Annotated in this window: 12 protein-coding genes; 8 read left to right on the top strand and 4 right to left on the bottom strand. The window is 71.2% G+C overall.

Annotated elements, in window-relative coordinates:
* From ligA to gatB, 6 genes are all read left to right on the top strand, one after another.
* Positions 1–2,181: an NAD-dependent DNA ligase LigA gene (gene ligA, locus ACFYUS_RS04065; protein WP_388845469.1), complete on the top strand. Its 2,181-nt coding sequence runs from the start codon at positions 1–3 to the stop codon at positions 2,179–2,181.
* Positions 2,182–2,500: 319 nt separating this feature from the next.
* A complete protein-coding gene (locus tag ACFYUS_RS04070; protein WP_388845472.1) occupies positions 2,501–4,615 on the top strand; it encodes a putative bifunctional diguanylate cyclase/phosphodiesterase in 2,115 nt (704 codons plus the stop codon).
* Between the two features lie 94 nt (positions 4,616–4,709).
* Positions 4,710–5,006, top strand: coding sequence for an Asp-tRNA(Asn)/Glu-tRNA(Gln) amidotransferase subunit GatC (gene gatC, locus ACFYUS_RS04075; RefSeq protein WP_318102946.1), 297 nt, complete (start codon positions 4,710–4,712; stop codon positions 5,004–5,006).
* Between the two features lie 6 nt (positions 5,007–5,012).
* Complete coding sequence (gene gatA, locus ACFYUS_RS04080; RefSeq protein WP_388845476.1) at positions 5,013–6,512, top strand: Asp-tRNA(Asn)/Glu-tRNA(Gln) amidotransferase subunit GatA; 1,500 nt, start codon at positions 5,013–5,015, stop codon at positions 6,510–6,512.
* Positions 6,509–6,757 (top strand): hypothetical protein, encoded by a 249-nt coding sequence (locus ACFYUS_RS04085; RefSeq protein WP_078908511.1) that lies wholly within the window; start codon positions 6,509–6,511, stop codon positions 6,755–6,757. The genes gatA and ACFYUS_RS04085 overlap by 4 nt, the downstream gene beginning before the upstream one ends.
* A gap of 15 nt (positions 6,758–6,772) precedes the next feature.
* Positions 6,773–8,284 carry an Asp-tRNA(Asn)/Glu-tRNA(Gln) amidotransferase subunit GatB gene (gatB, locus tag ACFYUS_RS04090; protein WP_388845479.1) on the top strand — a complete coding sequence of 504 codons (1,512 nt, stop codon included), beginning with the start codon at positions 6,773–6,775 and terminating at the stop codon, positions 8,282–8,284.
* A gap of 91 nt (positions 8,285–8,375) precedes the next feature.
* Here the strand turns inward: gatB and ACFYUS_RS04095 are convergent, their stop codons facing one another.
* Together ACFYUS_RS04095 and ACFYUS_RS04100 are read right to left on the bottom strand one after the other, a co-directional pair.
* Positions 8,376–8,810 carry a hypothetical protein gene (locus ACFYUS_RS04095; RefSeq protein ID WP_388845482.1) on the bottom strand — a complete coding sequence of 145 codons (435 nt, stop codon included), beginning with the start codon at positions 8,808–8,810 and terminating at the stop codon, positions 8,376–8,378.
* Between the two features lie 86 nt (positions 8,811–8,896).
* Positions 8,897–9,811: a hypothetical protein gene (locus ACFYUS_RS04100; RefSeq protein WP_388845485.1), complete on the bottom strand. Its 915-nt coding sequence runs from the start codon at positions 9,809–9,811 to the stop codon at positions 8,897–8,899.
* 131 nt (positions 9,812–9,942) lie between these two features.
* Here ACFYUS_RS04100 and ACFYUS_RS04105 point away from each other — a divergent pair, with 131 nt between their 5' ends.
* Both ACFYUS_RS04105 and ACFYUS_RS04110 read left to right on the top strand, forming a co-directional pair.
* Entirely contained in the window at positions 9,943–10,941 is a 999-nt protein-coding gene (locus tag ACFYUS_RS04105) for an ArsR/SmtB family transcription factor (RefSeq protein WP_388845488.1), read from the top strand.
* A 149-nt stretch (positions 10,942–11,090) separates the two neighbouring features.
* Entirely contained in the window at positions 11,091–11,456 is a 366-nt protein-coding gene (locus ACFYUS_RS04110; protein WP_388845490.1) for a hypothetical protein, read from the top strand.
* 57 nt (positions 11,457–11,513) lie between these two features.
* On the opposite strand, the gene ACFYUS_RS04115 is transcribed toward ACFYUS_RS04110, so the two are convergent.
* Together ACFYUS_RS04115 and ACFYUS_RS04120 are read right to left on the bottom strand one after the other, a co-directional pair.
* A complete protein-coding gene (locus ACFYUS_RS04115) occupies positions 11,514–11,759 on the bottom strand; it encodes a DUF397 domain-containing protein (protein ID WP_388845492.1) in 246 nt (81 codons plus the stop codon).
* Complete coding sequence (locus ACFYUS_RS04120; RefSeq protein ID WP_388845495.1) at positions 11,756–12,583, bottom strand: Scr1 family TA system antitoxin-like transcriptional regulator; 828 nt, start codon at positions 12,581–12,583, stop codon at positions 11,756–11,758. Before ACFYUS_RS04120 ends, ACFYUS_RS04115 begins: the two co-directional genes overlap by 4 nt.

Here is a 12,583-nt window from a genome sequence, read left to right on the forward strand (position 1 = left end):
GTGGCAGTCGAACAGGGGGCCCTGCCCGCCGAGGCACGGGAGAAGCACGCCGAGCTGGCCGAGCAGGTCGAGGAGCACCGCTTCCGGTACTACGTGAAGGACCAGCCGGTCATCAGCGACGGCGAGTTCGACAAGCTCCTGCGCGCGCTCGAAGCGCTGGAGGAGGAGTACCCGGAGCTGCGGACGCCGGACTCGCCGACCCAGAAGGTCGCCGGGCAGTACGCGACCGAGTTCACCGCCGTCCAGCACCGGGAGCGGATGCTCTCCCTGGACAACGCCTTCGACGACGAGGAGCTCGCCACCTGGGCCGAGCGCGTCGCGCGGGACGTCGGCACGCCCGACTTCCACTACCTGTGCGAGCTCAAGGTCGACGGCCTCGCCGTGAACCTCACGTACGAGCACGGGCGGCTGACCCGCGCCGCCACCCGCGGCGACGGCCGCACCGGCGAGGACATCACGCCCAACGTCCGGACGATCGCCGACATCCCGGAGCGCCTCAAGGGCGACCGCGTCCCGGAGCTCGTCGAGATCCGCGGCGAGGTCTACTTCCCGATGGAGGCCTTCGAGGGGCTCAACGCCCGTCTGGTGGAGGCCGGTGACAAGCCCTTCGCCAACCCGCGGAACGCGGCCGCCGGTTCGCTCCGGCAGAAGGACCCGAAGGTCACCGCCTCCCGCCCGCTCCACATGGTGGTGCACGGCATCGGCGCCCGCGAGGGCTTCGCCATCGACTGCCTGTCGCACGCGTACGAGCTGCTGCGCGAGTGGGGCCTGCCCACCGCCCGGCACAACAAGGTCGTCGACTCCCTCGACGGAGTGCGGGAGTTCATCGCGTACTTCGGGGAGAACCGGCACTCCGTGGAGCACGAGATCGACGGCGTCGTCGTCAAGCTCGACGAGATCCCGCTCCAGGGCCGGCTGGGCTCCACCGCGCGCGCCCCGCGCTGGGCGATCGCCTGGAAGTACGCGCCGGAGGAGGTCAACACCAAGCTGATCGACATCAAGGTCGGCGTCGGCCGCACCGGGCGCGTCACGCCGTACGCGCAGGTCGAGCCGGTGACCGTGGCCGGCTCCGAGGTCGAGTTCGCGACCCTCCACAACCAGGAGGTCGTGAAGGCCAAGGGCGTGCTGATCGGCGACACCGTCGTGCTGCGCAAGGCCGGCGACGTGATCCCGGAGATCCTCGGGCCGGTCGCCGACCTGCGGGACGGCACCGAGCGGGAGTTCGTGATGCCCGCCGAGTGCCCGGAGTGCGGGACGCCGCTCAAGGCGATGAAGGAGGGCGACATCGACCTCCGCTGCCCGAACGCCCGGACGTGCCCGGCGCAGCTGCGCGAGCGCCTCTTCTTCCTGGCCGGGCGGCAGTGCCTCGACATCGAGAACTTCGGTGCGGTGGCGGCGGCGGCCCTGACCCGCCCCCTGGAGCCCGCCGAGCCGCCGCTCCTGGACGAGGGCGACCTCTTCGACCTCACCATCGAGCAGCTGCTCCCGATCAAGGCGTACGTCCTCGACGCGGACAGCGGGCTGCCCAAGCGGGACCCGAAGACCGGCGAGGAGAAGATCGTCACGGTCTTCGCCAACCAGAAGGGCGAGCCGAAGAAGAACGCGCTCGCGATGCTGGAGAACATCGCGGCGGCGAAGACCCGCCCGCTCGCCCGCTTCCTCAACGGGCTCTCCATCCGGCACGTGGGGCCGGTCGCGGCCGAGGCGCTGGCCCGTGAGTTCCGCTCCCTGGAGCGGATCGAGCAGGCGACCGAGGAGGAGCTCGCGGCCGTCGACGGCGTCGGCGGGATCATCGCGGCCGCCGTGAAGCAGTGGTTCTCGGAGGAATGGCACCGCGAGATCGTGCGCAAGTGGCGCGCCGCTGGAGTCAGCCTGGAGGACGAGGGGGCCGGAGAGGACGAGGGGCCGCGTCCGCTGGAGGGTCTGACGGTCGTCGTGACCGGCACCCTGGAGAAGTTCACCAGGGATGGCGCAAAAGAGTCGCTCCAGCGGCTCGGAGCGAAGGTGACCGGTTCCGTTTCGAAGAAGACCGCCTTTGTGGTGGTGGGTGAAAACCCTGGTTCGAAGTACGACAAGGCGATGCAGCTGAAGGTTCCGGTTCTGGACGAGGAAGGCTTCTCCGTCCTGCTCGAACAGGGGCCCGAGGCAGCTCGGGAGGTCGCCGCCCCCGTCGCCGAGTAGCCTCCACGGACCCTGCGGAAGCTCACCCGTTCGGCGCATACCAGATCGTTACGGGTGGGCTGGTCGCATTCGGGCAAGAGAGGGAGAGCGCTGCCCCTCGGAGCCTTCGGCGGCCTAGTGTGGTGACCGTGCGTCCAGTCCTGCACGCCCGCACGAGGGCTCTGCCGGTCGTGGCGTCAGGACAACGGACCCGTGCCTCCGGGACGGCCGCCCCCGGCGGCCGCGCGCCGGACGACGGACGGGGCCGGACGACGGTACGGCCGCGCCGGACGCGGCCCATCGCACACCGACGGCACCGCCGCCTGTGAGAGGGACGGGAATGGAACCGACCGAGAGCGCCGCCCCGGTCCCACGGCCGCAGGGCCGTGTGGTCCCCCTGGGCTTCCCCTCCCGGCTGTCCGCAGCCGTGGCGGGCATCGCCGCCGTCGTGCTCGCCGCCGGGCTCCAGCGAGCCCTGAGCGACGGCCACGGACTCTTCCCCGACGACGCCGCCGGCTGGTCCCTCGCCGTCCTCACCGGCCTCATCGTCGGCCACCTGGTCGCCCTCGGCCGGGACCGCTGGTGGGGCGGCACCGGCTCCGGCGCCGCCCTCACCCTCGCCGTCCTCCTGCTGTACGGCTGGGTGCCCGCCGGACTCGTCTCGCTGACCGTCGTCACCCTCGTCGGCGCCGCCCGCCGGCACCGCTGGCGCCAGGGCCTGCTGCACGCCGCCGCCGACGTCCTCGGGGTCGCCGCCGCCGCCCTCGTCCTCGCCCTCTTCGGAGACGTACCGACCGTCGAGCGGCCCTGGCAGCCCCTCGACTGGACGATCGGCGACCTCCCGGAAGTCGTCCTCGCCGCGGGCACCTACCTCGTGGTCACCCGCCTCCTCCTGTGGTACACGCTCGCCCCCCAGGGCCGCGGACTGCCCACCATCGCCCGCACCGCCCTCCTGAGGCAGTGCCTCGTCGCCGTCGCCCTCCTCGGCATCGCCCCGCTCCTCTGCGTCGTCGCCGCCACCCGGCCGGTCCTCCTGCCGCTCTTCGCCGTCCCCCTCATCGCCCTCGACTCCACCCTCTGGATCGCCCGCGCCCGCGCCGAGGAACAGCTCCGCGACCCGCTCACCGGGCTCCCCAACCGCCAGTGGCTCCTGGAGCGGGCCTGGACCGCCCTGGAGGAGGCCGAGGGCGAGGGCGCCCGCGCCGCCCTCGTCCTCATCGACCTCGACCGCTTCCGCTCGGTCAACGACACCCTCGGCCACCTCGCCGGCGACCGGCTGCTCCTCCAGATCGCCGAACGGCTCCGCCTCGCCCTGCCCCGCGGCGCCGAGGCCGCCCGCCTCGGCGGCGACGAGTTCGCCGTCCTGCTGCCCACCGCCGACTCCACCACCAGCGCCCAGCGGGTCGCCCGCCACCTCGTCGCCGAGCTCTCCTCCCCGCTCGACCTCGACGGGCTCACCCTCGTCCTGGAGGCCAGCGCCGGCGTCGCCGTCTTCCCCGACCACGCCCTCGACGCCGAGGGCCTGCTGCGCCGCGCCGACGTCGCCATGTACCAGGCCAAGCGCGACCGCACCGGCGTCGAGGTCTACGAGTCCAAGCGCGACTCCAACACCCCCGACCGGCTCGGCCTCCTCGGCGACCTCCGCCGCGCCCTCGACGCCGGCGAGGTCGAACTCCACTACCAGCCCAAGGTCCGCTTCGACGGCCAGGTCGCCGGCCTCGAAGCCCTCGTCCGCTGGGTCCACCCCGAGCGCGGCAAGGTCCCGCCGGACGAGTTCATCGCCATCGCCGAGACCTCCGGCCTCATGCCCCACCTCACCGAATACGTCCTGGAGACCGCCCTCGCCCAGGTCGCCCGCTGGCGCGCCCAGGGCCTCAACGTCCCGGTCGCCGTCAACGTCTCGCCGCGCGACGTCCACACCCCCGGCTTCGCCGGCGCCGTCGCCGCCCGCCTCGCCCGCCACGGAGTCCCGGCCGGCGCCCTCCAGCTGGAGATAACGGAGCACGTGCTCCTGGAGGACCCCCAGCGGGCCGCCGACACGCTGAACGGCCTCACCGGCCACGGCGTGAAGATGTCCCTCGACGACTTCGGCACCGGCTACTCCTCCCTCGTCCACCTGCGCCGCCTGCCCGTCAGCGAACTGAAGATCGACCGCTCGTTCGTGGCCCGGCTCGCCGTCGACACCGAGGACGCCGAGATCGTCCGCTGCACCGTCGACCTCGCCCACTCGCTCGGCCTCCTCGTTGTCGCCGAGGGCGTCGAGGACGACGAGACCTGGGAGCGCCTGCGCGACCTGGGCTGCGACGCCGTCCAGGGCTGGCTGGTCGCCGCCGCCATGCCGCCCGGCGAGGCCACCGCCTGGCTCCTCGCCCGCGGCGAGCACGGCTGGCGCCGCCCCGCGGACATCGCCGCCCAGGTCGATCTGGACCACCCTTCGGGCCAGGTGGTGCAGTGACCCTTGCCCCTCCTGGGGCAAACCGTTTAACGGGCAGCGGCACCGGCGCCATAGGATGGTCCGACACCATCAAGCTCACCCCGTGAGGAACCGCATGCCTGGCATCACGCGCGAGGAGGTCGCCCACCTCGCCCGGCTGGCGCGTCTGGAGCTGAAGGGCGAAGAACTCGATCACTTCGCCGGCCAGCTGGACGACATCATCGGCGCGGTCGCCCGCGTCGCCGAGGTCGCCGACCAAGACGTACCGCCGACCTCCCACCCGCTGCCGCTGACCAATGTCATGCGCGCGGACGAGGTCCGTCCGTCGCTCACCCCCGAGCAGGCGCTCTCCGGCGCCCCGGCCCAGGAGCAGCAGCGTTTCAAGGTGCCGCAGATCCTGGGGGAGGACTAAGAAGTCATGACGGACAACACCATCATCAAGCTCACCGCGGCCGAGATCGCCGGGAAGATCGCCGCCGGCGAGCTGACCGCCGTCGAGGTCACCGAGGCCCACCTCGCCCGCATCGAGGCCGTCGACGAGAAGGTCCACGCCTTCCTGCACGTCGACCGCGAGGGCGCCCTCGCGCAGGCCCGTGCCGTCGACGAGAAGCGCGCCCGGGGCGAGAAGCTCGGCCCGCTCGCCGGTGTGCCGCTCGCGCTCAAGGACATCTTCACCACCGTCGGCATGCCGACGACCGTGGGCTCGAAGATCCTCGAGGGCTGGATGCCGCCGTACGACGCGACCCTGGTCAAGAACCTCAAGGCCGCCGACGTCGTCATCCTCGGCAAGACCAACATGGACGAGTTCGCGATGGGCTCCTCCACGGAGAACAGCGCCTACGGCCCGACCGGCAACCCCTGGGACCTCACCCGGATCCCCGGCGGCTCCGGCGGCGGCTCCTCGGCCGCCCTCGCGGCGTACGAGGCCCCGCTCGCCATCGGCACGGACACCGGCGGCTCCATCCGCCAGCCCGCGGCCGTCACCGGCACCGTCGGCGTCAAGCCGACCTACGGCGGCGTCTCCCGCTACGGCATGGTGGCCTTCTCCTCCTCCCTCGACCAGGGCGGCCCCTGCGCCCGCACGGTCCTGGACGCGGCCCTCCTCCACGAGGCGATCGCCGGGCACGACCCGCTGGACTCCACCTCCATCGACGCCCCGGTCCCGCCGGTCGTCGAGGCCGCGCGCAACGGCTCGGTGGCCGGCATGCGCGTCGGTGTCGTCAAGCAGTTCCGCGGCGAGGGCTACCAGGCCGGCGTCGTGCAGCGCTTCGACGAGTCCGTCGAGCTGCTGAAGTCGCTGGGCGCCGAGATCGTCGAGCTGGACTGCCCGACCTTCGACCTCGCGCTCTCCGCGTACTACCTGATCGCGCCGTCGGAGTGCTCCTCCAACCTGGCCCGCTTCGACGCCATGCGCTACGGCCTGCGGGTCGGCGACGACGGCACGCGGTCCGCCGAGGACGTCACCGCCCTCACCCGTGAGGCCGGCTTCGGCGACGAGGTCAAGCGCCGCATCATCCTCGGTACGTACGCGCTGAGCTCCGGCTACTACGACGCGTACTACGGCTCGGCGCAGAAGGTCCGCACCCTCATCACCCGCGAGTTCGAGAAGGCCTTCGAGCAGGTCGACGTGATCGTCTCCCCGACGACCCCGACCACCGCCTTCCCGATCGGCGAGCGCGCCGACGACCCGATGGCGATGTACCTCGCGGACCTGTGCACCATCCCGACCAACCTGGCGGGCAACGCCGCCATGTCGCTGCCCTGCGGCCTCGCGCCCGAGGACGGCCTCCCGGTCGGTCTGCAGATCATCGCCCCCGCCATGAAGGACGACCGGCTGTACAAGGTCGGCGCCGCCGTCGAGGCCGCCTTCGTGGAAAAGTGGGGCCACCCGCTGCTCGAGGAGGCTCCGTCGCTGTGAGTTCCACCAGTGCACTGCAGAAGGCCAAGGGCTTCAAGAAGTCCAAGACCGGTACGTACCTCTCCATGGGTACCACCGCGTTCGGCGCCATCGCTGTGACGAAGCAGATCAAGAAGGCCCGCGCCGAGCACGACACGCTCAAGCTCGTCGACGCCGTCGTGTCCGCCGCCGCCATCGTCACCGGCCTCGCCATCCTGTACCGCGAGCTGAAGCGGCTCGGCGACGACGACGTCCTGCTGGGCTGAGAGGGAAGTTCCACCGTGACTGTCACTGAACTGCTGTCGTACGAAGCGGCGCTCGCCGAGTACGACCCCGTCATGGGCCTGGAGGTCCATGTCGAGCTCGGCACCAAGACGAAGATGTTCTGCGGCTGCTCGACCGAGCTGGGCGCGGAGCCGAACTCGCAGACCTGCCCGACCTGCCTCGGCCTGCCCGGCTCCCTGCCGGTGGTCAACGCGATCGGCGTCGAGTCCGCGATCAAGATCGGCCTCGCGCTGAACTGCGAGATCGCCGAGTGGTGCCGCTTCGCCCGGAAGAACTACTTCTATCCGGACATGCCGAAGAACTTCCAGACCTCCCAGTACGACGAGCCGATCGCCTTCAACGGCTACCTGGACGTCCAGCTGGAGGACGGCGAGGTCTTCCGCGTGGAGATCGAGCGCGCCCACATGGAGGAGGACACCGGCAAGTCCACCCACATCGGTGGCGCGACCGGCCGCATCCACGGCGCCTCGCACTCGCTGCTGGACTACAACCGCGCCGGCATCCCGCTCATCGAGATCGTCACCAAGCCGATCGAGGGCGCGGGCGAGCGGGCCCCCGAGGTCGCCAAGGCGTACGTCGCCGAGCTGCGCGCGCTCATCCTCGCGCTCGGCGTCTCCGAGGCGCGCATGGACAAGGGCCAGATGCGCTGCGACGTGAACCTGTCGCTGCGTCCGCACGGCACCAAGACCTTCGGCACCCGCTCGGAGACGAAGAACGTCAACTCGCTCCGTTCGGTGGAGCGGGCGGCGCGCTTCGAGATCCAGCGCCACGCGGCCGTCCTCTCCTCCGGCGGGACGATCGTGCAGGAGACCCGTCACTTCCACGAGGACGACGGCTCCACGACCTCCGGCCGCATCAAGGACAACGCCGAGGACTACCGGTACTTCCCGGAGCCCGACCTCGTCCCCGTCGCCCCGGCCCGCGCGTGGGTCGAGGAGCTGCGTGCCGCTCTGCCCGAGCTGCCGCGCGTGCGCCGCAACCGCCTCCGCGAGGAGTGGGGCGTCTCCGAGCACGAGATGCAGTCCATCCTCAACGCGGGCGCGGTCGACGCGATCGTCGCCACCACGGAGGCGGGCGCCGACGCGGCGTCGGCCCGCAAGTGGTGGATGGGCGAGCTGGCCCGCAACGCCAACGAGAAGGGCGTCTCCCTGGAGGAGCTGCCCATCACGCCGGCGGACGTGGCCCGGGTCTCGGCCCTGGTCGCCTCCGGCGACCTCAACGACAAGCTGGCCCGCCAGGTCATCGACGGCGTCCTCGCCGGCGAGGGCACCCCGGACGAGGTCGTCGAGAAGCGCGGTCTCAAGGTCGTCTCCGACGACGGCGCGCTCGGCACGGCCGTCGACGAGGCCATCGCGGGCAACGCGGCCATCGCCGACAAGATCCGCGGCGGCAAGGTCGCGGCGGTCGGCGCCCTGGTCGGCGCGGTCATGAAGGCCACCCGTGGCCAGGCCGACGCGGCGAAGGTCAAGGACCTGATCCTGGAGAAGCTGGGCGTCAGCGAGGGCTGATCCCGTTCTCGTACGGAGATCTCGTACGGCTCAAGGGGGCGGCCCCGCACCGGAGTTCCGGTGCGGGGCCGCTTTCGTGCGTGCGCGGGGATCAGAAGCAGGAGACCGACGTCGTCGGGCGCAGCAGCAGGGAGCTGGCCTCGTCGCGCTGGCCGATGCCGTTGCCGTCGATGAAGTCGTCCGACAGCTGGTCGTGGCTGACGGAGCTGCCCGGGTTCACGCAGAAGTCGAAGTTCACGTAGTTGGCGTCCTTGTAGTAGTGGCTCTCGTATCCGCCGGTGCTGGAGTTGCTGGCCGACCACGAGTTGTCGTTCACGCCGTGCCCGCTGGAGAACACGTCGTCGGTGAAGTTCGGGTCGCTGTTGAAGAAGTTGTGCACGGAGGACCCGATGCTGCCCTCGAAGAGGCAGTGGTAGCCCGCGGGGCAGCTGGGGCCGGCCGACGCGGTCGAGGCGGTCGCGATGCCGCCGCCCACGAGGAGTGCGGCGGTGCCGGCCACGGTGGCGAACTTCTTGAGCATGGCCATGTCAATCTCTCTTTCGTTCCGGGGATTGCCGGGGAACATCCGCCCCTGGGCTCAGGAGCGGAAGACTGTGGTGGTGACGGGAGGGCTCAGCCGCCCAGCGCCTCGTCGGCCGCCCTGCCCTGGCGGGCCGAGAGCCTCTCGAAGTCCCGCCCGACGTCGGGGTGTTCGTCCAGCCAGCGCTGCTGTACGGCGGCCAGCCGGCGGTACGCCGTGGCCAGGTACCCGGTCTCCGCCTTGCAGCGCACGTCCGCCGCGGCGACGGGGCTGGTCCGCCGCTCCGCCTCCGAGCGCAGGGACATCTGCACCCGCACGGGATCCTCGACCTTGACCTTGGCCCGGTCCATGCACTCCCGCCAGCGCGTGGTCGCCGTGCGGAACGCCGGGTCCTTCTCCACGTCCTCGCGCGCCTGCTCCTGCCCCTCGAAGAGCAGGATCCGCACCTGGAGCCAGCGCATCCGGCCGTCGCCGAGCAGTCGCGTCTCCGCCTCGGCCATGCAGCCGTTGCCCGGCCGCGAGACGCCCAACCGCGCGCCCTTGGCGGTGACCCGCTTGGCCTCGTCACCGAAGAGGGCCCGTGCGTACGCGGCGGTGGTCTCGGGGCTGCCCGGCTCGGGCGGCGCCTCGGGGGACACCGAAGGGGCGGCCGCGCGCCGGGGGGCCGTGGACTCGAAGCCGAAGGGCTGCGGGCGCTCGTCGGCGCCCGGGGTCCTGGGCGGGGGGACGGGGGCGTACCGGTAGCCCCGCTCGGCCATGCAGGCGATGGTGATCTTCTGCTGTGCCTCGGCCGCCCGCAGCTGCGGGGTGAAGAGCAGACCGGTCACGGGCGGCAGCCGGTGCAGTGCGGTCAGCTCGGCGGGGGCCGGGGCCGGGGCCGGTGCCGGGGCCGTCGCCGGCGTCGGGCCCGCCGTCGAGCCCGTGCCCGTACTCGAACACGCGGCGCATCCGGCGAGAACCACTCCCGCGGCGATGGCGCGGACGAGCTTCGCCAGGGTCCCGGGCATTTCGCGTCCCCCCGTTCTGTTGGTGAGTGAGCCGATCCGAAAACCGAACGGATCAGAGTCTGCGATCACCGGGGGAGTTCCGTGAACTAGTGTGCGCTGGAACGCAATTGCCCTGGTCGGAAGGGGTTGGGATGCTGCGCATTCACTTCACGGGCGAGGACCTCGGGCGGATCAGGATCGCCACGGGACCCGATCCGATGTGGGAGATGCTGTTGAGCCTGCACCGGCTGCGAAGACGGGACTCGGGCGTGCTCCTGGGCCCGTGGGTGCGCGAGTCGCTGTCCCGGGTGCCCGAGACGACGCGGATGCTGACGGCGCTCACACCGCCCGTCGGGTACTCGCCGGACTTCCTGACCCCGGCGGTCGGCGGGGGCCTCGCCGACCGCCTGGAGGCGCTGCGCGCCACGCCCTTGCAGCAGGTGGTGAACGATCTGACGCAGTTCGGCGTCCAGAACCCCGGGAGGCGGCTGCCGGCGATCTGCCGCCGCGAGCTGGCGGCGAGGGAGTCCGGGGCGGTGGGCAGACTGGCCGACGCGGCGCACGCGTACGTCGACACCCTGCTCGACCCGTTCTGGGAGCGGATCCGGGCGCAGGTGAGCCGCGACCGGGCGCGCCGCCTGACGGTGCTCGCGGAGGGAGGCTGGGACGCGGTCCTCGGTACGCTCCATCCGTCGGCGCGCTGGGAGTACCCGGTGCTCCGGGTCGCCTTCCCCGTCGAGCAGGACCTCCACCTGGGCGGCCGCGGCCTGCTGCTCCAGCCGTCGTTCTTCTGCCGCCATGCCCCGACGACGTTCGCCGACCCGGCCCTGCCCCCGGTCCTCGTCCACCCGATCGAACACGAGACCCACTGGGCCACTCCCGAGACGGGTTCGGCGGACGCACAGGCGCTCGCGGCGCTGATCGGCCCGACACGGGCCGCCCTGCTGGTCGCCCTCGCGGACGGCGACGCGGCGACGGGCGAGCTCGCCCGCCGCGCGGGCACCACCCCGCCCAACGCCAGCCGCCACCTCACGGCCCTGCGGGAGGCGGCGCTGGTCTCCAGCCACCGCCACCGCAACGCGACCCTCCACACGGTCACCGATCTGGGCCGCGCGCTCCTCGAGGGCCGCAGCGTGCGTCTCGGCGCTTAGAAACCGTCGTCCCGGGAGGGTCCCGGGAAGGTGCGGAAGCAGGTGGTCTTGGAGCAACTCGTGCTTATGGTGAGCCAGTTGCTTGCGGCCTGTCGGTCCAGGCTCTCCACCCGACCCATCTGCTTCACATCTCACCCAAGGGGCGAATCATGAAGGCCACGATGAAGAAGGCCGCAGGTCTGGCGGCGGCCACCGTCTCGGCGCTGTCGATCTCCCTGGTCAGCGCTCCCGCGGCGCACGCCGACTCGATGTTCGGCTGCTCGTACCCCTACGTGTGCTTCTACCAGGGTTCACTCTTCGACTACTCGCCCACGTACATGTTCAAGGACGTCACGTCGTACTGGCAGAACGTCCGCACCCTGACCGGGCCGGACGTGACGAACACCCGGAACGACGACGTGGTGTACCTCCGGACGAGCAACGGCACCTACTGTCTGCCCCCGAACAGCAGCATGGGGTTCCCCGACTTCATCACCGTCGACGGCATACGCATCAGCTACAGCTCCACCTGCTGACCCACCGTCACCGCAAGGGTCCGTCGGCTTGCCGGCGGACCCTTCACGGTCAGTCGGTCAGAATGCCGCCCGCGTGACGAAGGAGTCCCACGCGGCCGGGGAGACGGTGAAGACGGGGCTGGTCTCGCCGAGCTTGGAGTCCCGGACGTGTACGGCGGCGGGGTGGGCGGCTACCTCGACGCAGTCGCCGCCCTCGTCGCTGCTGTAGCTGGACTTGCGCCAGTCATAGGCGACTTCGAGGCAAGCACCGCCCTCGTCGCCGCTGTAGCTGGACTTGAACCACGAAAGTGCTGCTGCGCTCATGTCACTCCTGCCAGACGTTCCAGCAGGCCCATGGTGTCCTCGGGCGTCAGGGCCTGTGACCGCAGCATTCCATATTTGGCCTGGAGGATGCCGACCTCGTCGGGGTCGTCGATGAGGAAGCTGACCCGCTGCCCCTCGATGTAGGCGACGTGCTCGTGGTCGGGTGTTTCCAGGAGCACCATGGGCCCGGCGAGTCCCGCGTGTTTCGTTCGCGCCTTCGGGATGATCTGAAGGGCTAGGAAGGGGAGTTCGGCCATCTCTCGCAGATGGAGGATCTGTCCCCGCAGCACCTCCCGGCCGCCGATCGGCTGTTCCAGGATGGATTCGTTCAGGAGGAAGGACATCATCGGAGGCCACGGCTTCTGCTCGAAGATCCCCTGGCGGTCGAGCCGGTCGAGCATCCGGTCCTCCGCTTCCTGCGGAGTGATCGGCGGGTAGAGACAGTCGAAGACCGCGCGGGCGTATTCCGCCGTCTGGAGCAGACCCGGGACCACCCCGTTCTGGTACGAGCAGATGCTGAGCGCCTGAGCCTCCAGATCGATGAACTCCTGTACGAACGCCGGATATCGCTCCTTCTTCGGCGCCTTCCCCACCGCCACCGCCAGCGCCCCGCCCGTGTTCAGGATGCCGTCCAGCTCACCCGCGAGCCCGAGCCGCAGCGCCCTCCGCCCCTGCTCGATCGACCCCAGCGTCTCCAGGGCCACGCACGCCTGCGAGGCCAACTGGGGCTGGGTAAGGCCCGCTTGTTTCCGGTAAAGCGCGAGGAGGGCGCCGACCACTTCCCATGAAGGGACCTTCTTCCTGGAGTTCGTGCCGCGTTGCAT

Source organism: Streptomyces sp. NPDC004284 (assembly GCF_042874035.1).
Lineage (GTDB): Bacteria > Actinomycetota > Actinomycetes > Streptomycetales > Streptomycetaceae > Streptomyces.

What these genes read in the sequence shown, in the direction of transcription:
- ACFYUS_RS04070 (WP_388845472.1), top strand. Translation starts at nt 2,501, where the DNA reads ATGGAACCGACCGAGAGCGCCGCCCCGGTCCCACGGCCGCAGGGCCGT.
- gatC (WP_318102946.1), top strand. Translation starts at nt 4,710, where the DNA reads ATGCCTGGCATCACGCGCGAGGAGGTCGCCCACCTCGCCCGGCTGGCG.
- ACFYUS_RS04115 (WP_388845492.1), bottom strand. Translation starts at nt 11,759, where the DNA reads ATGAGCGCAGCAGCACTTTCGTGGTTCAAGTCCAGCTACAGCGGCGAC.
- ACFYUS_RS04120 (WP_388845495.1), bottom strand. Translation starts at nt 12,583, where the DNA reads ATGCAACGCGGCACGAACTCCAGGAAGAAGGTCCCTTCATGGGAAGTG.
- ACFYUS_RS04095 (WP_388845482.1), bottom strand. Translation starts at nt 8,810, where the DNA reads ATGGCCATGCTCAAGAAGTTCGCCACCGTGGCCGGCACCGCCGCACTC.
- gatA (WP_388845476.1), top strand. Translation starts at nt 5,013, where the DNA reads ATGACGGACAACACCATCATCAAGCTCACCGCGGCCGAGATCGCCGGG.
- ACFYUS_RS04105 (WP_388845488.1), top strand. Translation starts at nt 9,943, where the DNA reads ATGCTGCGCATTCACTTCACGGGCGAGGACCTCGGGCGGATCAGGATC.
- ACFYUS_RS04100 (WP_388845485.1), bottom strand. Translation starts at nt 9,811, where the DNA reads ATGCCCGGGACCCTGGCGAAGCTCGTCCGCGCCATCGCCGCGGGAGTG.
- ACFYUS_RS04110 (WP_388845490.1), top strand. Translation starts at nt 11,091, where the DNA reads ATGAAGGCCACGATGAAGAAGGCCGCAGGTCTGGCGGCGGCCACCGTC.